The organism is Clostridia bacterium (assembly GCA_024653205.1).
GTDB lineage: Bacteria > Bacillota > DSM-521 > Neomoorellales > SLTJ01 > JANLFO01.
The window spans coordinates 119,414-141,277 of record JANLFO010000004.1; the positions used below are offsets into that span (position 1 = coordinate 119,414).

Consider the following 21,864-nt stretch of genomic DNA (forward strand, 5'->3'; position numbering starts at 1 on the left):
CTATTGCGCCAGTCGTATACGGGCGTCCAGCACCTTCAGCCCCTGCGGATAAACCACCACCGGGTTCAGGTCCATTTCCGCCAGGCAGGGATTGGCTGCGGCCAGTTGCCCCACCCGCCAGACCAGGTCGGCCAGGGCCTCGAGATCCGCCGGAGGCCGGCCCCGGTAACCGGCCAGCACTTTGCGCGCCCGGATCTTTTCCGGCAGGGCCCGCGCTTCCCGGCGGCTCAAAGGCGGCAGGGCAAAGACCACGTCTTCCAGAACCTCGGCGAATACCCCTCCCAGGCCGAACATCAGCACCCTCCCGAAGTGAGGATCGGTGGCGATTCCCACAATGACTTCGGTGCCCGGCGCCGCCATCTCCTGCACCGTGGCCCTGGCCTCGGGGTCCACCGTCCGGGCCCGCTCCATCACCCGGCGGAAAGCCTCGCGTACTGCTTCCGACGTGGCCAGGTTTAGCCGTACCCCGCCCAAGTCGGATTTATGGATTATCTCGGGCGAAAGCACCTTCAGTACTACCGGGAAGCCGATTTCCCGGGCCGCGGCCACCGCCTCTTCTTCGTCGCTTGCCTCGCGCCAGGCGGGCACGGGGACGCCCATCTCCGCCAGCAGGGCCTTGGCCTCGGTTTCCGTAAGCCATTCCTGGCGGGCAGCACGTTCGGCCAGGTCCGGCCTCAGCCACGGCCCCGGGTCGAAGGCCTCGGTTGCTTGCCCGGCAGCCTCCTTTGCCCGCTTGTACCGGTACAGCGCCGCCAGGCCCTGGCCGGCGGCCTTTCCGTCCGTATATACCGGCACCCCGCGCTCCTGCAGCCAGCGCCGCGCTTCCGCCACACCGGCCTGCGAAGAAACGTAGACCGCAGCAACGGGCTTCCCCTGCCGGTGGCGTAAAGCCGCCAGCTCGGTGTCCGGGTAGCGCCAGCAGCGGTTGTGGGTAAATACCGCCAGGAGGCTGCCCACGCCCTCGTCGGCCAGCAGGGTTTCCGCCACCTTGCCGTAGGTGACGGCGTCAAAGCCTGCCCCGGGCAGGTCCAGGGGGTTCTTGATCACCGTAGGCGGATCGGCAATAAGTTCCTTGATTTTCTTTACCGTGCCCTCCTGCCAGGGCGGGACGTTGCACCCGCGTTGGGCCAGCTCGTCGAAAGCCACGATGGTGGGACCGGCGGTGTGGGTGAGTATTCCCACGCCCTCGGCGGGCGGCGGGGGGCACAGGGCCAGGGCCTTGCAGGCGGAGATCAACTCGTCCACGCCGTCCACGATAACTATGCCGGCCTGCTCCATGACGTCCCGGTACACCCGGTAGGAACCGGCCATGCTCCCGGTATGGGTCAGGGCGGCGAAGTTGACCGCCTGGGTCCGTCCGATCTTGTACAGCACGATTGGCTTCTCCCGCACCACTTCCCGGGCCAGGCGGGCTACCTGGGCGGCATCCTCCGCTCCCTCCATAAAAACCCCGATCACCCGCGTCTGGGGGTCCCAGGCCAGGTACTGGAGATAGTCGCTGAAGGCCAGGGTGCTGCGGTTGCCGCAGCCGATCCACTTGCTGAGCCCCAGCTCTTCGTCAAAGGCCCGGTAGATTAGGGTCAGTCCCACGCCCCCGCTCTGGCTCAGAATGGCTACCGAGCCGGCCTTGAGAGGCATGGGGTAGAAACTGGTGTTGAGACCCAGGGAGGGATTGAGGAAACCGAGGGTGTTCGGGCCGATAAGCATCAGGTTGCAATCCTCGGCCTTGCGGATGAGTTCCTCTTCCAGCTTCTCCCCCTCCGGCCCCATTTCCCGGAAGCCGCCGGCAATCGAGACGATCCCCTTTGCCCCCTGAGCCGCGCAGTCGGCCAGGACCTCCACGGTGGCGAACTGGTTGATGGCAATAATGGCCAGGTCAATGGGCTCGGGCAGGTCCCGGACCGAGGGATAGGTTTTGAGACCCAGCACGTGCTCCAGCCGGGGATGCACGGGATAGACGCGGCCGCGGTAACCGCCAAACAAGAGAGCCTCCACGATGTTATACCCTACCTTACCCGGCACCTCGCCGGCGCCCACCACGGCAATGCTCTGGGCGTTAAAGACTCGGTCGAGTTGATCCAGTTGCTCGGGAGAAAGCAAAGTTCATGCGCCTCCCAGAAGAGGTGGTGAGAATCAATCATTTCTCCCAGTGCCCTTGTCTACCTGCCGCCGGGCTCTAATTCGCTAAATTGAAAGTAGTTCGTCGGCCCCCGCAAAGAACCCGTCCATGGCGCCGGCGCGGCTTCGGCCGTCCAGAGGCCTGGCGCCCGCCTCCACGCTCGCTCTTACCGAGTTCGGTGCCCGGCACGCTTTGGGTACTCGGAGAAATCAGGGCTGCCGGCACAAAGTGTGGATAACTCAGGGGGAGCGCGCGTTGACACCGGCCCCGGGCCTGGTATAATAAAGGTGGCAGTCGAGGGGGCGTAAAGGTTTCGACGGAGGATGTGCTATCAGGGGAAGCCAGGCGAGATCCCACCTGCTCGTTAAACGGTGGACCCCATTAAGTGCCAACGAAGAACTCGCTCTAGCCGCCTAAAGCGCGGCTAACGTCCTCTTCGCCCGGCCCGCGGGGCGGGGAAGGGCGTCAACCTAGCGGGCTAGCTCGGTAGCCGCCGCCCGCAGGCTGCCGGGCGAAATCAGGCGGGCTGGCCAAGGCGCATCCGGTCCCGGGGAGGCGCCGACGAGCGAGATCCAAATCCGGGACTATCCTGGTAGATGCCCCTGGGGGTGCTCTTTCGGACGGGGGTTCGATTCCCCCCGCCTCCACCAGAGAAATCTACGGCGGCTTTCGGGGAATAGGTCGACGTGTCTTGGCAGACCACGTTTATCTGTATATTTTTTTTGGGCCCGCGGCCTGCGCTTGGGCACGCCGCCCGGTGAATTCCCGTTTCCGAGGTATCCGGGTTCGGGCGATCGGCGGCGCTCCTCCGCAAACCGTGGCCGTTGAGGCAAGCCTTTAAGAGGTGGCAGGTTTGTCCGAACCGCCCCTGCAAACAGAACGCCTGTGGACCAGAAATTTCATTCTGCTTCTGGCCGCCAACCTTGCTTCCTACGTCAGCTTCTATATGCTCGTTCCCTCTCTGCCGGTTTACATCAAGGCGATAACCGGAAAGGATGCCCTGTCCGGCCTGGCTTTCGCGGTGTTCCTCCTGGCCGCCGTGCTGTTTCGCCCCTTTGCCGGCCGCTCGATCGACACCGGAAACCGCAAGGGTATTTTCCTGGCCGGCTCGGCCGTCTGTTTCTTCAGTGCCCTGGCTCTAAACTGCGCCCCCGCTCTGTCGGTCATCCTGCTGGCCCGTTTCGTGCAAGGTCTCGGCTGGGCCTACTGCAACACCGCGGCCGGCACTCTGGCCAGCGACACCATTCCCAAACCTCGCCTGGCCGAAGGCATGGGTTACTACGGGCTGTCCTTGAGCGTGGCCGTAGGGATCGGTCCTGCCTTGGCCCTCTTTCTGAGCCAGCGTTACAGTTTCCAGCTCATGTTCTACGTCTGCGCCGGGTCGGTATTGCTGTCCTTCTGGTTAGCCGTATTCATGAACTACTGCCGCCCCGGGCGAACATCCGAGTCTGCGGCGGGAGTGAAAGCGGCCTTCCTGGAAAAGGCGGCCCTGGCTCCTTCCCTGGTGATGCTTTTCCTGTTTATTGCCTATGCGGCCATCTTTTCTTTCCTGGCCCTGTTCGGGCAGCACCGCCAGGTGGCGGACGTTGGTCCCTTTTTCACCGCGTACGCCGTTAGCGTGGCCGTCTCCCGCCCCCTATTCGGCCGTTTGGCGGACCGTAGAGGCTACGACATAGTCGTGGTGCCCGGGCTGCTGCTGTGTATACTGACTCTGTTGATCATCTACTGGGCCCGCACTCTGCCGGTATTCACCTTGGCCGGCATGGTTTACGGAATGGGCTTCGGTGCCGTCCAGCCCACCATGCAGGCCCTTTCCGTCTCCTACGTGCCGCCCGAACGGCGCGGGAGCGCCACCGCTACCTATTTCCTGTTCGTAGATTTGGGCTTGGGCCTGGGCTCCGTCCTGTGGGGCCTGGTGGCCGAGAAGTTCGGTTACGATTCGATGTACCTCATGGTCATTATCCCCTCTCTCCTCTGCCTGCTCTTGTACCTGTTTTTCGCGCGCCGAGCCAAGGGAGGCGACCTTACTCGTGGATGGCAAGAAGAAAACCCGCCCTTGGCTTCGTGAGGCCAGATGGTGGGTCCTGCTGGGGGCTGCCTACGGCCTGGCCGGCTTTCTACCGCTGACCTGCGAGCCGATCCGGGAAGGGATGTGGTCCGGTCTTCAGGCCGCCGGTGGGCCGGTACTGGTGAGCGCGGTTGCGGCCCTGCTGCCGGCAGTCTGGACCCTTGCCTTGACGGCCCCGCTGCCCCACGACCATCGCCTCCTCTACCTGGCACTCCCTTTGGCAGCGCTTCTGGGTGGGGCGGCGGGCTATCTGCTGGCGGTTCTGGTGAGGCGGGCGCGGCGGCGCGCCTAGGCGGCGCAGGCCAATCACCAGGGGGTGGCTCCCGGCGTTCCGACCGGAGAGCGGTATATCCCATACGACCGCTAATTCATTACCCCGTCCGCATCGTACGAAGTCGAACCGTCTTGGCCTGTTGGGGCCCGGCCCGCCCGGGTTCAAACACGTGAGGGCAGGGTCCCGACTCGTTACTCCCGAGAATTCGCAGTCGGCGAAAGGGCTCCTAGCCCTTGGTCAGGGCCTTACGGAGGAACTTCTCCCGGTCGACCAGGAAACGCTCGTGCGTCCCTTCCGCCACCTTTTCTACCTCGTCGTATACTTCCACGTGAAAAACCAGGTGCCGTCCTTCTACCTGGACCAGCTCGGCCATCGCTCTCACCTGAAACCCCACCGGCGTGGCGGCCAGGTGCCTCACGTCTATCCTGGTACCCACGGTGGTCTTGTCGGCTTCGAGGTGGGGCTCCACGGCGGTCACCGCCGCCCTCTCCACCAGCGCCACCACCGCCGGGGTGGCATACACCTCTACGCCGCCGCTGCCGTAGGCGACCGCCGTGTTCTCCGGGGTGACGTTTTCGGTGGCTTCACCTCTCAGACCCGCGGCCAAGGGCATGAGCAACCCTCCTTCGCTTGTAGCATCTCATATTTCCGGGCGTTTCTCCAAGAACGCTTGAGTCGATGCTTCGCCCTGCCCGCCCTAAATCCTGCCCGTCCCCGTGACCTCCCAACACCGTAACCGGGCCCTTATTTTCGTATACCTCTATTTATGAGCTTACCCCTCCCCTCCCGTGCGGCAGGAGTCCGGGGTCGATCGGCGAAACTCCTCCAGCAAGAAACCTTTCCAGATCTTGCGGGTGTAGCCCGGCGGGCAGGGTAGCAATTGGCCGAGCAACCTCCGTTTGGCCTTGGCAGGGGCGGCTGCCTACCAAGGCCATACCGGTCGAGAGCGTGGGTGGGCGGGTGCAAGGGCCACGGATGGCCGAAGGCGCACCGGCCCACGGAAGGGCTCTTGCGCGGCGTGCCCGCCGGTCTGCGAAGCCAAAGCGGTTCGGTGGGGTAAGCGATCGGTGCGAGTGGGAACCGGGACTCCGGGGCGGGAAAGTCGGAGCGGTCGGGCTCGGAGGTTGGTGGCGGTGAATACCCCCCGTAGAAAACTACGGCAGAGTGGTACACTTTCGCTAAGGGAGTTTACTTCCCTGGCCGACAGGGTAGTGGACGAGTTGCCGGCCGCGCTTGTGCGCGAACTGAACGGGGGCTTTGTGGTCGAGCCCGGCGAGAAGCGGGACGGGGACCTGGTGGTTCTGGGGGAGTACATCTGGGACGATTGGTTGGGCCGCCGGGTGGTGCTGTACTACGGATCATTTGTGGCCCTCTTGGGCAGAGCTCCGCGGGGCGCCTGGGAGCGGGAGTTACGCGCCACCGTCCGGCACGAGCTGCGTCACCATGTGGAGGCGCTTGCCGGACTGGACGATTTGGCCCGGGAAGACCTGGAGTGGCTGGCTAAGTATAAAGGCGATTAGCCTTCCGGCATCAGCACCTGACCGGCTTAGCACGTGAGGATCGGTGTTACCATGCGTGTGTTCTCCCTCACCGACGGAAAACATTACGCTTCTGCTCCCTCGGCTCCCCGGCCGGTCTGGATAGACCTGCTCCCGGAAGAGCTTCCTGCGGCTCAGGCCGGTTTCGGACTTCACCCGGCGGCGGTAGAAGACTGCCTCAACCAGGAACAACGGCCCAAGATCGAGGAGTACTCCGAGTACCTCTTTCTAGTAGTCAACTCGTATGCGGCGGGCGAGATACGGGAGGTGGACCTTTTCCTGGGAAAGGATTTCCTGGTTACGGTTCACCGCCCCGAGGTGCAGCTGTCGCTACCGAAGGCCGCCGATCTTCAGGGTCTGCCGGGAGGGCTACCCGTCCTGGTGTATTGGATCCTGGACCAGGCGGTAGACAGTTTCTTCGAGGCGCTGGACGAAATAAATTCCGAGCTGGAGGAACTCCAAGAATTGATCCTTAGCCGTCCCGGCAGGGCGCTGCTAGGTGCCCTTGCCGCCTTGCGCCGTCGGCTTCTAGAGCTTTCGCGCAGCCTGCGCCTGCAGGAGCAGATGTTGAGAGTCACCATCTCCCGCCAGGCCCTGGCCGGTGAAACCGGGTTAAGGCACTATTTCTCCGACGTGTACAGTCACGCTATCAAGCTGGCCGAGGAGGCAGAACACTTGCGGGAGCTGTTGGCCCTGGCGGTGGAAACCTACCTCTCCTATACCGCCAACCGCACCAATGAGATTATGCGGGTGCTGGCGGTAGTTACGGCGATATTTCTGCCCCTTACCCTGGTCACCGGCATTTACGGCATGAACTTTCGCTTTATGCCCGAGCTGGAATGGCACTTGGGGTATTTCGTTGTGTTGGGAGGTTTGGCCGGCCTTGGCCTTGGGCTCTACGCCTATTTCCACCGCCGCGGCTGGATCTAGAGAGGCGAAAGGGGGATCCGGGTGAGCGAAATCCTCACCTGCGAGGAGGCAATTGCCAAATACGTGCGCGGCGGCGACACTATTGCCGTGGGGGGATTCACCGTCACCCGCAAGCCCTCCGACCCCGGAGTAATGCGCTTTGACAAGGCCGCCAAGCGGATGTACCTGGCGGAATACTACCCGGGCGTGAGCGCCCCTACTGCAAACTGCCGGCGGGCAAGGTTACCTGCCTTACTCCTGTTGCTGGCCTTGTGCCTGGCGGTGCTCAGTGCTTGTGGTGGCAGCGCCGGCACCGGCGAGGGTCAGGCGCCCGCAGCTTCTGGGGGAAGCGCGGCTCTGCAGGCGGGGCCGATTAAGGCGGTGGTCGGCGAGGTCACGGACGGAGACACCTTCCGAGCGGTTCTGACCGACGGCCGCGAGGAGAAGGTGCGGCTCATCGGCGTGGATACCCCGGAGAGCACCAATGAGGTGGAGCCCTACGGCAGGGAAGCCGCCGCCTACACCAAGGAGCGCCTTTCCGGCCGCACCGTATATCTGGAGCCGGACGTGGGCGAGCGGGACAAGTACGGCCGCTTCTTGGCCTACGTGTGGCTAGAGCCGCCCCGGTCCGGCGCCGAGGCCGAAGTGCGGACCAAGATGTATAACGCGGAGTTGCTCCTGGCCGGCATGGCCCAGGTCATGACCGTCCCTCCTAACGTGAGGTATGCCAATCTCTTCGTTAAGCTGGAGGCCGAAGCGCGGGAGGGAAAGAAAGGACTCTGGGCGGCGGCCCCGGCCAAGTACGTGGGTAACGCGAACTCTAAAAAGTTTCACCGGCCGGAATGCGAATGGGGGGCCAAAATAGCGCCGCAAAACCGGGTGGAGTTCGCCACCCGGGAAGCGGCCGTTCAGGCGGGATATGAGCCCTGCGGAAGCTGCAAACCATGAGTAAATCGCCGGTTCCCGGGATCCCGCGGACTTGGAGTTGGTGGAGCCAGGACTGCCGAATGGGTATGCCGATTGTCACGGCGTTATTAAGCGGAGAAGCAGGTCGATTATGTCGGTGGAGAAGACGGCACCGTGAGCGGCCCGAAATGCGCGTGCAGGACCTTTTCCCGGGCCGCAGCCTGCCGCCTCCTATCCCGTACGCCTCTCCGGCTTGAAGAGACGGTTGAGGAGCTGCATTACCAGCGTCAGCACCCAGAGGGTCAAGAGTGTCAAGCCCATTCCCGCAACCATCATGAGCAGGCCGAATTCAAGGTTATTCAGGGCCATGCCCGCCGATACCTCCTAGGCCAGCCCCATGGCGTGGAGCAGGGCCAGCATGATGCTCGCCGCCAGCACCGAGCCCAGCTGGCCGCCGGTATTAACGCCTATGGCGTGCATCAACAGATAGGTTTGGGGGTTAGCCTGGGCACCCACCCGGTGGACCACCCGGGCGGCCATGGGGAAGGCGGAAATACCCGCCGCGCCAATAAGGGGGTTCAGCTTCTCGCGAGAGAAAAGGTTCATGAATTTGGCCAGGAGAACCCCGGCCACGGTGTCGCCCACAATGGCCAGAAAACCGAGCCCGAAGATGGCCAGTGTGTGGAGCCGCAGAAGCACCTCACCGTCCATGGTGGCGCCGATCGTAATTCCCAGTAGCAGGGTGACGATGTTGGTGATCTCGTTTTCGGCCGCTTTGGAAAGGCGCTCCACAACCCCGCATTCTTTGAGAAAGTTGCCCAGCATAAGCATGCCCATTAAGGGCGCACCCATAGGGGCAATTAGCACGGTAACCACCAATACCACCAAGGGGAAGATCACCTTGACTGCCCGGGAAACCGGACGGGCATAGATCGAGGGAGGCATCACCCGCTTGCGCTCGGCCTTGGTGGTCAGGGCGCGCATCAGGGGCGGCTGGATGATGGGCACGAGGGACATATAGGAATAGGCGGCTACGGCTATAGGCCCCAGCAAGTGGGGGGCGTACTGGGTGGTGACGTATATGGCGGTAGGGCCGTCGCAGGCGCCGATGATGCCCACGCATACCGCTTCCAGTTGCTTAAAGCCGAGGGCCAGGGCCAGGAGCAGGGTAAGGAAGATGCCGAACTGCCCGGCTCCGCCGAGAAGCAGCACCCGGGGATTCTGAAGTAGGGGAGCAAAATCGGTCATGGCCCCTACGCCGATGAAGATAAGGCAAGGGAAGATCTCGGTGGCAATACCGGCCTCGTAGAACTGCCGTAAGAGGCCTTCCTCGCCCATCAGGCCGGTAAGCGGCAGGTTGACCAGGATGGCGCCAAAGCCGATAGGCACCAGCAGCAAAGGCTCCACCTGCTTGGCAACGCCCAGGTAAATAAGGGCGGCGCCAACAACCAGCATTAGCGCGTCCTGCCAAGACAAGTTCAAGATTCCCTGGAATAATTTGGGGAAGAATTCCTGCCATACCGGCGTACCGGTCCCGACCGCAACCCGACCTTCGTTCAGGGCTACCACCAGGATCAAGAGGGGGAGCCACCGCAAGGCCCGCAGGCTCCGAGTGACCGCAGCGAATGCCAGGGAAATCCCCACGCAGACGTAGATAATCCTCGGCCACTCCGTTGAGGGCAACCAACTGACATCCATCTACAGTACCTCCCTCACCCAACGTTCAGGCTCGGCGGCCCTGGTTTCCTGTGGGCCGGGCGGGCCTTCGTCTCCCGCCGAGCTACCCGAAGAGTGGCGCTCCGTCCGCCGCCAAGCCCCACCGCCGGATTCTGTCAGCCACCCTCGAGACGCCGGCCTCCTTCCTTGGCGGTGTGCCCGGCAGCCCCTTGCTGTAACCCTGTCGGCGGAATTTGCGCCTGAGGAGGTTCACGGGGCGACTGCGGCCGCAGGCGGTACCACCCGGGGCTCTCAACCACTCGCTCGTCCCAACGTTATAAAAATATAGTCCCGGGAAAGCAAATCTAGACCGCCCTGTAGCAGGGCTAGGAGCGGGTTTGCCTAACAAGCGTTTTCATCTGCCGGCAGGCATGGTATAGTGGTAGGGGTAATAAGCCGGGACCCGGTTGGGCGTCCGGGTACCACCCGTCACGGCGCGGCGGCCTGTGCGCGGCCGGGGCGGTCCCTCAAGGTCGCCTGTCTGGTCTTCCGAATCGAGAGGAGGAAAGGACATGCCCATCAGCATTCTGCTGGACGGTCGCGAGGCGGCCGTGGCGGAAACCGGCGCCGAGGCGGTGGAACTGGTACGAAAGCTGGAGGCAGAGCAGAACCGGGTGGATAGGGTTCTGGTCTCGGTGCGGGTGGACGGAGAGGAAAGCCTCGATTGGGAGGAGAAGCTCAGTCAGAGCTTGCCCCAACGGGTCGAGCTGGCCACCGCTCCCCTGCGGGTGGCCCTGGCAGCGGCGGTGGACGCCACCCTGGCGGAACTTCCCCGGATGGGGGAGGGGTTCTGCGTTGCCGCCCGGCTGTTGCGCGAAGGCGACGTGGCCGAGGCCGGCCGGATCTTGCTGCCTTTGCTGGGAGGCCTGGAATCCTACCTCGCCCTTCTGCAGTATCTGGGCAGGCTTGACGCGCGCTGCTCCTCGGGTGCGGCGCGGACCGTGGCCTCTCTGGACGAGGGGCTGGAGGCGGTTCTGTCTGCCTGGGGAATGGGAGACTTTCAACGCGTTTCCATTGTGCTGGAAGAGGTACTGGCCTCGGAGGTAGAGGCGGGCCGCGGCTGGCTGGCGGAAATCCGGCCGCTACTGCAGCAAGAAGAGTAGAAGTGGGGCGATTTTGTGGCGCCGGCCCGTTGACCTACGAGGGGTTATTTGATACCATGATGTGCGGCAGGGGGGCGGCACCCACCCGAGGTGTCGCCCTTGCCATGGGGGAGGTGGTGGGTTTAAGGGAGGCCGTCCGGTAAAGACTATTCTGCCTAGTAGCGTTTCCGCGTATACGGTATTATCGGTCGGGTAAGGAGGATGATCGTCTGTGGCAGCCACTTCAGATCAATCGCCGGTGGCCGATCCCGGCCCACTGGGACTGGGGGCCTTCGCCCTTACCACCTTCGTGCTCAGCGCCAGCAACGCCAAACTGCTTCCCCCCGAAGCGGCTCCGGCCTTTCTAGGTGCCGCTCTCTTCTACGGCGGCCTGGCGCAACTGCTGGCCGGGATGTGGGAGTTCCGGAAGAACAACACCTTCGGAGCTACAGCCTTCTCCTCCTACGGCGCCTTCTGGCTTGCCCTCGCCAGCATGGTAATTATGGAAGCCATGGGCATTATCAAGTTCGGCGATGCCCGTGGTGCCGCCGTAGGTACCTTCCTAATCGCCTGGACTGTGTTCACCTTCTACATGTTCATCGGCTCGCTGCGCGTCAACACGGCAGTCACTCTGGTATTCCTCACTCTACTGATCACCTATCTGCTGCTGGATCTCGCGGAGTTCGGGGTACTTACCAGTGTGCCCGGCGGTTACATGGGACTCATTTGTGCCTTCTGCGCTTGGTACGCCTCGGCGGCCGGGGTCATAAATTCCGTGGCCGGTCGGGAGGTTCTCCCGGTAGGCAGCCGGGCCAAGGCCGGCAAGTAACCGTGGCACGTATTTTGCAAAGCCGGTAGGCTAGGTGTGGGGAGTAAACCGGAAGGAGGTTTCGCCTATATGGAGGGTAACAGCACCACCTTTGAAGGCCTGGATGTAGGACGGCTCTTCCCGCCTCCGCCGGAGTTTAAGGCCCAGGCCAACGTCAACGATCCGGCGATTTACGAGAGGGCGGCCAAGGATCCCGAGGCCTTCTGGGCCGACTTGGCCGAGAAGGAGCTTACCTGGTTCCGCAAGTGGGACAAGGTGCTGGACTGGAACCCGCCGATTGCCAAGTGGTTCGTTGGCGGCAAGATCAACGCCTGCTACAACTGCGTGGACCGGCACGTCAAGACCTGGCGCCGCAACAAGGCGGCCGTCATCTGGGAAGGCGAGCCGGGCGACGTAGTAGTGCTCACCTACCAGGACCTCCTGCGCGAAGTGAGCAAGCTGGGTAACGTGCTGAAGCAGCTCGGGGTCAAGAAGGGCGACCGCGTGGTTATCTACCTTCCCATGATTGCCGAGGCGGTCGTGGCCATGCTGGCCTGCGCGCGCATCGGCGCGGTGCACAGCGTGGTGTTCGGCGGTTTCAGCGCCGAGGCTCTGCGCGACCGTATCAACGACGCCCAGGCCAAGATCCTCATCACTGCCGACGGCTACTATCGCCGTGGCGCGGTGGTAGGGGCCAAGGCCAACGCCGACCAGGCCCTCAAGGAGTGCCCGGGCGTGGAGAAGGTCATCGTGGTCAACCGCCTCAAGGGCGCGGGCGGGGAAGTCGCCATGCAGGCCGGCCGGGACCTCTGGTACCACGAGCTCATGGCCAAGGTCAAGGCGGACTGCCCGGCGGAAGAGATGGATTCCGAGGACATGCTCTTCATCCTCTACACCAGCGGCACCACCGGCAAGCCCAAGGGCGTGGTGCACACCACTGCGGGCTACCTGCTGGGCGCGCACATGACCACCAAGTGGGTCTTCGACATCAAGGAAGAGGACGTATACTGGTGCACGGCGGACATCGGCTGGATCACCGGTCACAGCTACGTGGTGTACGGCCCGCTTTCCCTGGGTGCCACGGTAGTGATGTACGAAGGTTCGCCGGATTATCCGGACAGAGACCGCTGGTGGGATATAGTAGAGAAGTATCGGGTCAGCGTTCTTTACACCGCCCCCACGGCCGTGCGCACGTTCATGAAGTGGGGTACCGAGTATGTGGAGCGCCACGACATGAGCTCGCTCCGGCTCCTGGGATCGGTGGGTGAGCCCATCAACCCCGAGGCCTGGATGTGGATGTATAAGTACATGGGCGGCGAGCGCTGCCCCATCTCCGATACCTGGTGGCAGAGCGAAACCGGCATGCACATCGTAACTCCGCTGCCGGGCATTACCGCCCTCAAGCCCGGTTCGGCCACCTTCGGCTTCCCCGGCGTGGACGTCGACGTGGTGGACGACCAGGGCAACAGCATCAAAGAGGGCAAGGGTTACCTGGTCATCAGGAAGCCCTGGCCTTCCATGGTGCGGACCATCTACGGCAACCCCGAGCGCTACGAGAAAGAATACTGGAGCCGCTTCCCCGGCAAGTGGATCTACTTCTCGGGCGACGGCGCCGCCCGGGACAAGGACGGCTACCTGTGGCTGCTGGGCCGGGTGGACGACGTGATTAACGTTTCCGGCCACCGGATCAGCACCGCCGAGGTGGAGAGCGCCCTGGTGGAGCACCCGGCGGTAGCCGAAGCTGCGGCCATCGGCAAGAGGCACGAGGTCAAGGGCGAGGCCCTGTCGGTGTTCGTCATCCTCAAGGAGGGTGTTCAGAGCACTCCCGAACTGGTAAACGAGCTTAAGAAGCACGTGGCGGCCAAGATCGGCGCCCTGGCTCGGCCGGACGACGTGTTCTTCGTTGCCGACCTGCCCAAGACCCGCAGCGGTAAGATCATGCGCCGGCTGCTGCGCGACATCGCCGAGGGCCGGGTACTGGGCGACACCACCACCCTGGCCGATCCCGGCGTGATCGCCCAGCTCAAGGATCAGTACTCCGAGGACGACAAGAGTTAACCTTTTGTTCGGTGGCGAAACGCCAGGGGCGCGGCTCCTCTTGCGGGGAGTCGCGCCCCTGTCTTTGCCGAGCGGGCTGCTGTTCACAATATGAACAGCACCTGCGGCAGGGCCTTAGGGGAAGGTGAGGCGGGCCCCGGTTTGATTGAGAGTGAAGCCTTCCCCGAACACGCGGGCCAGGTAGGCGGCGGAGCGAAAGCCGGTGCAGTGGGAGACCGCCAGCTTCTGCACCCCCATTTGCCGGAGTTCGGCCGCGGTCCGGTCCAGGCGCTCGGGCGAGGCGTGCAGCAGGTGCGTGCCCCCTATCACCGCGTAGACCCTTTCCCTGCCGGTAAGGGTGCGGGCGTGCCGCAGCGTGTTGATCATCCCCCGGTGGCCGCAGCCCAGGACCACCACCAGGCCGAAGTCGGTGTCCAGGATGAGGGCCAGGTCGTCGGCCAGGGGATCGGGCAGGAAAACCCCTCCCTCGCGTACCAGCAGGTAATCGTCTATCCGCTCGTAGGAAGTAACGCTGGGGATCTCGCCGCTGGTCAGGAATCCTTCGCCGAGATGAACCGGCTCGCGCCGGAGCATGAACCCGCCTCCCAGGCTCTCCAGTTCGGCCCGGGCAAAGGGTATCCCGATGTACTTCACACCCTCGCCTGCCTCCACCGCCTGCTGCCCGAGCCGGCTGTACTTGGGAGCCCACACCTCGGGGTGGGCGACGACCGCAATCTCTCTGCCCACCCGCCGGAGCACCTCGCGCAGGCCCCCGGTGTGATCGTAGTGGCCGTGGCTAAGGACCAGGTAGTCTATGCTTCCCAGGTCCAGGCCCAGGAGCTGGGCGTTGTAGACCGCGGCCAAGCCGGCGCCGCAGTCCAGCAGTACCCTGAGCCCCTTCGCCTCCACCAGCAGGCTTAGGCCCCATTCGGCCAGGAACCCGGGGCCGGCGCTGTTGTCGACCAGGGTGGTGATCCTTATCGTCTCCATACTCTCTCCCCCTCCGGTCGGCCGGCGGAAGCCCGTCCGGCGCTTGGGTATTGTATATCGTACTACCAGCATATCCTTCCGCAGTTGCCCGGACAAGCCCCGGTTTGTCCCGCGTACCCGGGTCTTGCCTTGGGGATCTCGGCTTCCCCCTCATGCCGCCGCCTCGCCGACCGCAATTCTTGCCGAGTTCGCCGCCCGGCACGGTTTGGGCTCGCGGCAAAGCCAGAACCGCCGGAGAAAAGAGAATATAACCTCGCCGGTGCACGAGTGTTTACCAAGTTAACGCCTCCCGGGTGGGCAGGGTCAACCGGAGAATCGGGGCCGGGCTCTCCCCGGCCGGGGCCGGCGGAATGTCGTTCATCGGACGGAACGGAATGCGCCCGGCCGGAGACGCGTTGCCGCCTTCGCGGGATTTGCGCCGACGCGCGGTAGATGCCCAGGATGCGCTGAGGGGGATCGCGTCGCTTCTGCTGAACATTTTTCGTAGTCTCGGAGGGGAAGAGGCGGCCACCTGCTGGCACGAGTCTTGCTACCTAGTCTGCCAGGCAAGAGTTGCGGAGTAGCCGAGGACACCGAGGAGGATTAACATGCGCACCCTTTCGCGGCGAGAATTCCTTAAGCTGTGCGCGGTATCGACGGCAGGAGTCAGCCTTGGTTCCCTCCTGGGATGGGACTTCGTGTTCAACACCTTTGCCCGGGCCGCCGAAGGCCGGCCCACGGTTGTGTGGCTCCAGGGCTCGGCCTGCTCCGGCTGCTCGGTATCCCTGCTGAACAGCGTAGATCCGCCGGTAGCCGACCTCATCCTTAAGCTGACCGGCCTCAAGTACCATCCACTCCTCATGGCGGCCGCGGGAGAAATGGGCGTAGACCTACTGGAAGAGGTAGCGCGCAAAGAGCGGGGCAACTTCGTGCTGGTGGTGGAGGGAGGTATTCCCACCGCCGAGCGGGGCCGGTATTGCCTCATCGGCGAGCAGCACGGCCAGGCGGTTACCATGCTGGACGCGGTGCGTATCCTGGGTAACGCCGCCCTGGTCACCGTCGCCGCAGGGCAGTGCGCCTCCTTCGGCGGCATACCCGGCGCCGCCCCCAACCCCACGGGAGTGGTGGGGGTGGACCGCGTGCTCGCGGATAGGCCGGTCATCAACCTGGGCCTTTGCCCCATGCATCCGGACCACTTCCTGGGCACGGTGGTCCACCTGTTGAACTACGGGCTACCCGAGCTCGACGAGCTAAAGCGGCCCAAGATGTTTTACCCCGGGCCCATACACGAAAACTGCCCCCGGCGACCCGACTTTGAGGCCGGCCGGTTCGCCTCCAGTATCGGCGAGGAGGGCTGCCTGGCCCGGCTGGGTTGCAAGGGGTTCATCGCCCGGGCCGATTGCGGCAACCAGGGCTGGAACCACGGGGTAAACTGGTGCATTAAGGCCGGTGCGCCCTGTATGGCGTGCTCCGAACCCTATTTCCCGGATCACACCGGCCCCTTCTACGGCCTGTTTACGGTAAGCAGGACACGGTCAGAAGCAAGGCCGTCTTCCTAGGGGAGGCGAGTGGCAGCCGTGGCTCAGCGCGTTGTCATTGACCCGGTTACCCGAATCGAGGGCCACCTGAAGATCGAGGTTGAAGTCGAAGCAGGGAAAGTGGTTGATGCCCGGGCCGGTGGAACCATGTTCCGGGGGCTGGAGCTCATCCTCCGGGGCCGGGACCCCCGGGACGCCGCCCAGCTGGCCCAGCGCATTTGCGGGGTCTGCTCGGTGGAGCACGGCATAACCTCGGTGCTCAGCCTGGACAGTGCCTTCGGCGTGAGGCCGCCGAGGAACGGGAGGATCCTCCGGAACCTGGTCTGCGGTCTTAACATAGTCATGTCGCACATCACCCACTTCTACCATTTGGCCGGTCTCGACTTTGCCAGGGGCCCGGACACTCCCCCCTTTGTGCCCCGCTACGAGGGTGATTACCGTCTGCCCCAGGCGGTTAACGAGCGTGTAGTGCAGCATTACGTGGAAGCCCTGGCGGTGCGCAGGAAGGCTCACGAGGCGGCGGCCGTCTTCGGCGCCAAGGTGCCCCACGTGAGCGCCCTCACCGCCGGCGGGATGACCGAAAACGTTTCGGCGGAGAACATCTCGCGGTTCAAGGGCTACCTGGGCGAGATCGTTTCTTTTGTAGACAATGTGTATTTACCCGACGTCATGGCGGTGGCCAAAGCCTACGAGGATTATTTCCAAATCGGTACCGGCTACAAGAACCTGCTCGCCTACGGCGCCTTTCCCCTGACCGACGAGGAAGACCCTCAAGGGCAGAAACAGTTCTTCCGGCGGGGCCGCTACACCGGGGGGCAGTTCGGGAGTGTTGACCCGGAAAGAATCACCGAAGACGTGCGTTTCTCGTGGTTCGAGGACGCGGGCACCGGTCGCAATCCGGTAGAGGGGGTAACCCTGCCGGCGCCCGGGAAGGGAAAGGCCTACAGCTGGATTAAGGCTCCCCGGTACGAAGGCCGGCCGCACGAGGTGGGGCCGCTGGCCCGGATGTGGGTCAACCGGGTGGGAGAGATAGCCGGACTGGGAGAAAAGGCGTTCTCGGTGATGGGAAGGCACTACGCCCGGGCGGTGGAAGCCTCTCTGCTGATCCGGGAGATCGGTAAGTGGGCCGACGAGCTGGTTCCCGGCGAGCCCACCTTCAGCCCCTATTCGGTCCCCAAGGAGGGCAAGGGTGTGGGCCTCACCGAGGCCGCCCGTGGCGCCCTGGGTCACTGGATAGAAGTGCGGGATTACCGCATCCATAACTACCAGGCGGTGGTGCCCACCACCTGGAACTTCAGTCCCCGAGACGACAAAGGCCTGCGCGGGCCGGTAGAAGAAGCCCTGGTAGGTACGCCGGTCAAGGACCCGACCCAACCCGTGGAAGTGCTGCGCGTGATCCGTTCCTTTGATCCCTGCCTGGCCTGCGCAGTCCACCTTTTAGAGACAGGATCTTCCGGCCGTCACCGGCGGGAGTTCCAGGTCTTGTAATGCGCTGAACCCGAGAAGCGGGGCGGAGGTGCGCTCGAGTGGCCAAAGGAGTGCTGGTAGACGTAAGCAAGTGCATCGGCTGCCGCAGTTGTTTTGCGGCCTGCAAGCAGTGGAACCAACTGCCGCCCGACGAGGAGAAGACCAAGCCGACGTGGGACCGTCCGCCGGACATGACCGGCAACACCTGGACGGCGGTTAAGCCCTTCATAACCGAAAGGGACGGACAGGTGCAGTGGCGCTTCGTCAAGGAGCAGTGCCGGCACTGCCTGGAGCCCGCCTGCGAATCGGTCTGCTTCGTGCACGCCTTCGTCAAGACCGAGCAGGGGCCGGTGATCTACTACGGCTACCGGTGCGTGGGCTGCCGGTACTGCATGCTGGCCTGTCCCTTCGCCGTGCCCAAGTACGAGTGGGAGCGGATCTTCCCGGAGGTGAAGAAGTGCCGGTTCTGCTTTGACCCGGACGGAAGCTTCGACCGCCTGGGTAAGGGCGAGGAGCCGGCCTGCGTGAGCGCCTGCCCCACCGGGGCGCTGAAGTTCGGCGAGCGGGAAGAGCTCCTGGCGGAGGCCAGGAACCGTATCGCCGGCTCGCCGGGCAGGTACGTGGATCGGATCTACGGCGAACGCGAGTACGGGGGCACGAGCTGGCTGTATATCTCCGACGTGCCCTTCGAGCAGATCGGATTTCGGACCGATGCCTCCGAGAAGTCCATTCCCCATTGGACGGGTAGGATAACGCGGTGGACGCTGCCCATCGGCGTGGGGTGGGCGGCGGCACTTACCGCGCTGTATCTCTACTCCCGAAGCCGGCAGACGCAGGAGTCTGAAGAGCAGGAAGAGGCCTGGGGAGGTGAGTGAGAGATGCTGGGCTTGTCAAGTCCTACCGTAAGCTGGAAGAGCCTGACGCTCGCCTGGGGCGAGGGGGTAGAGTTTGAGTTTCTGAACCAGAGGTGGCGTTTTCGGCTCACGCCGTACAGGTGGGTTATGGCCGCAGTGGTGATAGTGGCGGCCCTGGTGATGCTCTACCGCCTGTGCGTCGGTCTGGGGCCTACCACCAACCTTAACGACCAGTGGCCGTGGGGGTGGTGGATAGCCTTCGACGTGCTGAGCGGCGTGGCGCTGGCCGCGGGGGGTTACACCACCGCCCTGATCGTGTACGTCCTTAACCGGAGGCACTTTAAGCCGGTAGCCCGGGCCGCCCTCATTACGTCCATGCTGGGTTACATCATCGTAGTGGTGGGCCTGTTCATGGAGATCGGGCGCTGGTACAATTTCTGGCGGCCCTTCCTGATCTATCCCGGCGGCTGGCACTCCATCCTGTTTGAGGTATTCTGGTGCGTTTCCTGCTACACCGTGGTGCAGGTACTGGAGTTCGGCCACATATTCTTCGAGAAGGTGCGCTACCCCTGGCTGGCGCGTCTGTTCAACCGCGTGCTGCCCGCCCTGTTCATCATCGGCGTGGCCCTGCCCACCATGCACCAGTCCGGCCTGGGCGCGCTGTACATTGCCATGATCGACCGTCTGAATCCGCTCTGGTGGTCGCTCCTGCTGCCCGTATTTTTCTGGCTCTCCTCCTTCTTCGTGGGGCCTGCGATGTGCGTGGTGGAAGGGGCGCTATCGGGCAAAGCCTACGGGCGGAGCCTGGAGACTCCCGTGCTGGGCAACCTGGTGCGCGTCAGCATGGTGGCCATGATCGTATATCTGGCACTCAAGGTCGTGGACCTTTCCTACCGGGGTCACCTGGCCGACCTCTTCTCGGGAACCACGGCCAGCTACCTGTGCCTGCTGGAACTGGTGGGCGGCGTGCTGGTGCCCCTGGTGCTTTACGCTCTGCCCCGGGTGAGAACCAGCTCCCGGGGCCTGCTGACGGCCTCGGGCCTGGTGGTGGGCGGGGTGCTGCTCAACCGCTTCAACGTGGTGTTTACCGGCATGGCTCAGGCTCTCGACGGCTGGTACTTCCCCGCCTGGACAGAGCTGGTCGTAACCGCCGGCCTGGTCTGCCTGGCGGTCCTGATCTACTGCTTCATAGTGGAGAACTTCGCCATCTTCGCCGGGCACTCCCGCAGAGCGGCGGAGGCCGGACGGGCGGCCGCCACCCCGGTGTCCCGGCCGGCTTCTGCCGCCCTCATAGAGCAGCCTCGGGCCGCGAGTTAGGAGGCAAACCCCGTGGAATCCTCGTTCGAGGCCTTCGCCTCCGAGGACCTGTTGGGATTTTACCGGGAGCTTCTGGGCACGGCGTCACCTCCCACCCCGGTGGCGCTCGTGCCCCCTTCCCGGGAAGAACTCGAAGCCTGGCACGCCGGGGTGCCCCTGCTGCGGCTGCCGGTGGTGCGGGTAGACGGGCGGGCCTTCAGCGATTTGGCGTTGAAGGTGGCAGAGATCTGTGCCGCCCATTTTCCGGGCGTGGTGGCGGAGGCGGATCTCGAGAATACTCTCCGGGAACTGGTGGCCCGGCCTGATGAGGGTGAAGGCCTGCTAGCCGATTTGATATCCGGCGAGGTCCCTTCCCGCTTGGGGCCGGACCTTAATCCCGGAGCCCGCCAGGCACTGGGTCTGGTTCTGGGACATGCGTTGAAGCTGGCCGTGCGCGGGCTCTGGGAGCAGGCGTCCGGATGGCTTGACGCTACGCGCTGGCGGCGCGGCTTCTGCCCGATGTGCGGCGGCCCCCCCAGCATGGGGCTGGTGGATGCCGGGGGCGGCTATCACCTTTACTGCGGCCTCTGCGAGGCCCGGTGGCCCTTAGACGGTGGCTGCCCCTTCTGCGGGGAGGAGGCCTGGGAACCGGTGCCGGAGAGCGGCGACCGAGGATGCATCCTGTACTCTTGCCGGCGTTGCCAGGGATACCTCAAGACCGTAGACGCGCGGCAGGCCGGTGCCGACGTAGACCTCTTCTGGGAAGATCTAAAGACCCTGGATCTGGACCTCGCCGCCTGGCGCCGGGGCCTGGTCAGCGGCGCCATTTTGGCCGGGCTCAAGGCGCGCGAGGGCGGTGGCGAGAAAACAGGATCCGGGGAGCGGCCTTAGCCCGGGCCGGAAGGAAACGGCGCCCCTGAGCCTGGTGCCCTTCGCGCTTTGAGGAGTTTTGCGCGGCGCACCAGCCCATGCGTTGCGGGAGGTAAGGCAAAGCTTCTGCGTACGTAAGTCCGCCATGAGTTTTCCCAGTTCCCCAGATTAGGTACCCCTGGCTATACAAACGATAGGCGGATTACCGGTGCATCCCCCTGCCAGGGGGATTAAATATTGCCCGGGCCCGCTCGCATAAGAATCTAAGCCGACGCCGCCTGCTGGGCGGGCCAGACGGCTGCACTCACCTGGCGGATCTGGCTGTGGACGCCGCCTCCCTGGCGAGATCGGCCCTTTCGGGCTCGGGCGGGGAGCTGCTCAGGCCCGGTTCGAGCACCTTATCGATCTACCCCTCGATCTAAGACCCGAGACTTTGTGCAGGGCTACTGCGGGTTGCCCGACCCCGGCGGTAGCCACGGTACCGGCCGCTTTACCGCGGCCGACTCCGCGTGCCGGTCACGCCGCCCCGGAAACCGGCCATCACCAACCGTAAAGGAGGATAGCCATATGACGGTCCTGAGCTTTGCCGAACGTCGGCTGGAGCTTCTGCGTCGGCAGGTCGCCGGTGCCCGCGGCTTTGACCAGGTCCGGGCCCTGGTTCTCGGCGCTCCCGAAGTACTGGTTTCGGTATTGGGCCGGATGGGTCTGCCCCAGTTGCCTCCCGAAGGGTCAAGCCTGCAAGCCGAGCTGCAGTTTGGGGATGATCGCCGCGCGCTGGAATTCAGCTGGCATAAGGGCTCGCAGGGGGCCCGAAACCTGGTGTGCGTCGATTGCCACGGCGGCTACTGCCGGCCCGGGCGGTGGTCGGTCGACGCCCTTTATGCGGCTCACATAACCGGGAGGGCGCCGGGAGAAGTTTTGCCGGGCGCCTACTGGGTGAGCCAGATGGCCTGGGCCCTGCGGCTGGTTCCGGCCTACATGCGCGGGTGGCGCCGCTGGCTGGAGGACGTGCAGTGGCTCACCTCCCGAGAGGTCTTCCGACGGGTAACCGAGGCCTACCGGCCGCAGTACGTTGAAGCCCTGCTCTCCTGCCTGCTGGGCCAGGCCATCCTTACCGCCTACACCAATCCCGGATCTCCCGCGGTGCGCTACTGCCGCCACCAACTTCTGCCCGGAAGCGTCTGGGACGGTAGCGGGGGAGTGGAGATGTGCGAGCCGCTGCGCAAGATGCTGAAGGCCCTGAATGTGGCCGGCATTGCGGCCTGCCCCGGGCACATCCCGGACGCCGGACCGGACGAGCCGGTGATCCTGCTGCGGCCGGTGCCGGTGGTAGACGTCGGCGACTGCGAGCACCGCCTGGCCGACGCCCTCTCCGCCCGCTCGCGGAGGCCGGCGGGCGGGGCCTCCTGAGCG

19 protein-coding genes, 1 other RNA gene and 1 pseudogene are annotated in these 21,864 nt (G+C 64.3%); 16 read left to right on the top strand and 5 right to left on the bottom strand.

What is annotated here, in order from left to right:
* A complete protein-coding gene (locus NUV99_03310; protein ID MCR4419158.1) occupies positions 1 to 2,100 on the bottom strand; it encodes an acetate--CoA ligase family protein in 2,100 nt (699 codons plus the stop codon).
* Between the two features lie 317 nt (positions 2,101 to 2,417).
* On the opposite strand from NUV99_03310, the gene ssrA reads away from it, so the two are divergent.
* From ssrA to NUV99_03325, 3 genes are all read left to right on the top strand, one after another.
* Positions 2,418 to 2,769, top strand: a transfer-messenger RNA (tmRNA) gene (gene ssrA / locus NUV99_03315).
* A 203-nt stretch (positions 2,770 to 2,972) separates the two neighbouring features.
* The gene (locus NUV99_03320) at positions 2,973 to 4,187 is read left to right on the top strand and encodes an MFS transporter (protein ID MCR4419159.1); all 1,215 of its coding nucleotides are present in this window, start codon (positions 2,973 to 2,975) and stop codon (positions 4,185 to 4,187) included.
* Positions 4,150 to 4,479: a hypothetical protein gene (locus NUV99_03325; protein MCR4419160.1), complete on the top strand. Its 330-nt coding sequence runs from the start codon at positions 4,150 to 4,152 to the stop codon at positions 4,477 to 4,479. The genes NUV99_03320 and NUV99_03325 overlap by 38 nt, the downstream gene beginning before the upstream one ends.
* 208 nt (positions 4,480 to 4,687) lie before the next feature.
* Here NUV99_03325 and NUV99_03330 read toward each other — a convergent pair whose 3' ends face one another.
* Entirely contained in the window at positions 4,688 to 5,074 is a 387-nt protein-coding gene (locus NUV99_03330; protein MCR4419161.1) for a thioesterase family protein, read from the bottom strand.
* Positions 5,075 to 5,594: 520 nt separating this feature from the next.
* Here NUV99_03330 and NUV99_03335 point away from each other — a divergent pair.
* The 4 genes and pseudogenes from NUV99_03335 (at position 5,595) to NUV99_03350 (ending at position 7,856) form a co-directional block, all read left to right on the top strand.
* Positions 5,595 to 5,981 carry a metallopeptidase family protein gene (locus tag NUV99_03335; protein MCR4419162.1) on the top strand — a complete coding sequence of 129 codons (387 nt, stop codon included), beginning with the start codon at positions 5,595 to 5,597 and terminating at the stop codon, positions 5,979 to 5,981.
* A gap of 51 nt (positions 5,982 to 6,032) precedes the next feature.
* Positions 6,033 to 6,929: a magnesium/cobalt transporter CorA gene (corA, locus tag NUV99_03340; protein ID MCR4419163.1), complete on the top strand. Its 897-nt coding sequence runs from the start codon at positions 6,033 to 6,035 to the stop codon at positions 6,927 to 6,929.
* 21 nt (positions 6,930 to 6,950) lie between these two features.
* Positions 6,951 to 7,046: pseudogene (locus NUV99_03345) on the top strand (glutaconate CoA-transferase).
* A gap of 42 nt (positions 7,047 to 7,088) precedes the next feature.
* Positions 7,089 to 7,856, top strand: a complete 768-nt coding sequence (locus NUV99_03350; protein ID MCR4419164.1) for a thermonuclease family protein — start codon at positions 7,089 to 7,091, stop codon at positions 7,854 to 7,856.
* Between the two features lie 189 nt (positions 7,857 to 8,045).
* Here the strand turns inward: NUV99_03350 and NUV99_03355 are convergent, their stop codons facing one another.
* Positions 8,046 to 8,183 carry an OadG-related small transporter subunit gene (locus NUV99_03355; protein MCR4419165.1) on the bottom strand — a complete coding sequence of 46 codons (138 nt, stop codon included), beginning with the start codon at positions 8,181 to 8,183 and terminating at the stop codon, positions 8,046 to 8,048.
* Between the two features lie 15 nt (positions 8,184 to 8,198).
* On the bottom strand, positions 8,199 to 9,269 hold the full coding sequence (locus tag NUV99_03360; protein MCR4419166.1) for a sodium ion-translocating decarboxylase subunit beta: 1,071 nt from the start codon (positions 9,267 to 9,269) through the stop codon (positions 8,199 to 8,201).
* 773 nt (positions 9,270 to 10,042) lie between these two features.
* On the opposite strand from NUV99_03360, the gene NUV99_03365 reads away from it, so the two are divergent.
* From NUV99_03365 to acs, 3 genes are all read left to right on the top strand, one after another.
* Positions 10,043 to 10,633 carry a hypothetical protein gene (locus NUV99_03365; GenBank protein ID MCR4419167.1) on the top strand — a complete coding sequence of 197 codons (591 nt, stop codon included), beginning with the start codon at positions 10,043 to 10,045 and terminating at the stop codon, positions 10,631 to 10,633.
* A 211-nt stretch (positions 10,634 to 10,844) separates the two neighbouring features.
* Positions 10,845 to 11,441 (top strand): acetate uptake transporter, encoded by a 597-nt coding sequence (locus tag NUV99_03370; GenBank protein MCR4419168.1) that lies wholly within the window; start codon positions 10,845 to 10,847, stop codon positions 11,439 to 11,441.
* Positions 11,442 to 11,510: 69 nt separating this feature from the next.
* Positions 11,511 to 13,478 carry an acetate--CoA ligase gene (gene acs, locus NUV99_03375; GenBank protein MCR4419169.1) on the top strand — a complete coding sequence of 656 codons (1,968 nt, stop codon included), beginning with the start codon at positions 11,511 to 11,513 and terminating at the stop codon, positions 13,476 to 13,478.
* Between the two features lie 114 nt (positions 13,479 to 13,592).
* Here acs and NUV99_03380 read toward each other — a convergent pair whose 3' ends face one another.
* Entirely contained in the window at positions 13,593 to 14,447 is an 855-nt protein-coding gene (locus NUV99_03380) for an MBL fold metallo-hydrolase (protein ID MCR4419170.1), read from the bottom strand.
* 587 nt (positions 14,448 to 15,034) lie between these two features.
* Between NUV99_03380 and NUV99_03385 the strand changes: the two genes are divergently transcribed.
* From NUV99_03385 to NUV99_03410, 6 genes are all read left to right on the top strand, one after another.
* Positions 15,035 to 15,985 (top strand): hydrogenase small subunit, encoded by a 951-nt coding sequence (locus NUV99_03385; GenBank protein ID MCR4419171.1) that lies wholly within the window; start codon positions 15,035 to 15,037, stop codon positions 15,983 to 15,985.
* Between the two features lie 18 nt (positions 15,986 to 16,003).
* Positions 16,004 to 17,452 (top strand): nickel-dependent hydrogenase large subunit, encoded by a 1,449-nt coding sequence (locus tag NUV99_03390; protein ID MCR4419172.1) that lies wholly within the window; start codon positions 16,004 to 16,006, stop codon positions 17,450 to 17,452.
* A 38-nt stretch (positions 17,453 to 17,490) separates the two neighbouring features.
* Complete coding sequence (locus NUV99_03395) at positions 17,491 to 18,306, top strand: 4Fe-4S dicluster domain-containing protein (protein ID MCR4419173.1); 816 nt, start codon at positions 17,491 to 17,493, stop codon at positions 18,304 to 18,306.
* 3 nt (positions 18,307 to 18,309) lie between these two features.
* Entirely contained in the window at positions 18,310 to 19,602 is a 1,293-nt protein-coding gene (gene hybB / locus NUV99_03400; GenBank protein MCR4419174.1) for a Ni/Fe-hydrogenase cytochrome b subunit, read from the top strand.
* 12 nt (positions 19,603 to 19,614) lie between these two features.
* Positions 19,615 to 20,472, top strand: coding sequence for a formate dehydrogenase accessory protein FdhE (locus NUV99_03405; GenBank protein MCR4419175.1), 858 nt, complete (start codon positions 19,615 to 19,617; stop codon positions 20,470 to 20,472).
* A 546-nt stretch (positions 20,473 to 21,018) separates the two neighbouring features.
* On the top strand, positions 21,019 to 21,861 hold the full coding sequence (locus tag NUV99_03410; protein ID MCR4419176.1) for a hypothetical protein: 843 nt from the start codon (positions 21,019 to 21,021) through the stop codon (positions 21,859 to 21,861).
* The last annotated feature ends 3 nt before the right edge of the window (positions 21,862 to 21,864 follow it).

Coding starts and splice junctions, on each gene's coding strand:
- NUV99_03350 (MCR4419164.1), top strand. CDS start 7,089: ATGTACCTGGCGGAATACTACCCGGGCGTGAGCGCCCCTACTGCAAAC.
- acs (MCR4419169.1), top strand. CDS start 11,511: ATGGAGGGTAACAGCACCACCTTTGAAGGCCTGGATGTAGGACGGCTC.
- hybB (MCR4419174.1), top strand. CDS start 18,310: ATGCTGGGCTTGTCAAGTCCTACCGTAAGCTGGAAGAGCCTGACGCTC.
- NUV99_03360 (MCR4419166.1), bottom strand. CDS start 9,269: ATGCTGGTTGTTGGCGCCGCCCTTATTTACCTGGGCGTTGCCAAGCAG.
- NUV99_03355 (MCR4419165.1), bottom strand. CDS start 8,183: ATGGCCCTGAATAACCTTGAATTCGGCCTGCTCATGATGGTTGCGGGA.
- corA (MCR4419163.1), top strand. CDS start 6,033: ATGCGTGTGTTCTCCCTCACCGACGGAAAACATTACGCTTCTGCTCCC.
- NUV99_03365 (MCR4419167.1), top strand. CDS start 10,043: ATGCCCATCAGCATTCTGCTGGACGGTCGCGAGGCGGCCGTGGCGGAA.
- NUV99_03330 (MCR4419161.1), bottom strand. CDS start 5,074: ATGCCCTTGGCCGCGGGTCTGAGAGGTGAAGCCACCGAAAACGTCACC.
- NUV99_03380 (MCR4419170.1), bottom strand. CDS start 14,447: ATGGAGACGATAAGGATCACCACCCTGGTCGACAACAGCGCCGGCCCC.
- NUV99_03410 (MCR4419176.1), top strand. CDS start 21,019: ATGACGGTCCTGAGCTTTGCCGAACGTCGGCTGGAGCTTCTGCGTCGG.
- NUV99_03385 (MCR4419171.1), top strand. CDS start 15,035: ATGCGCACCCTTTCGCGGCGAGAATTCCTTAAGCTGTGCGCGGTATCG.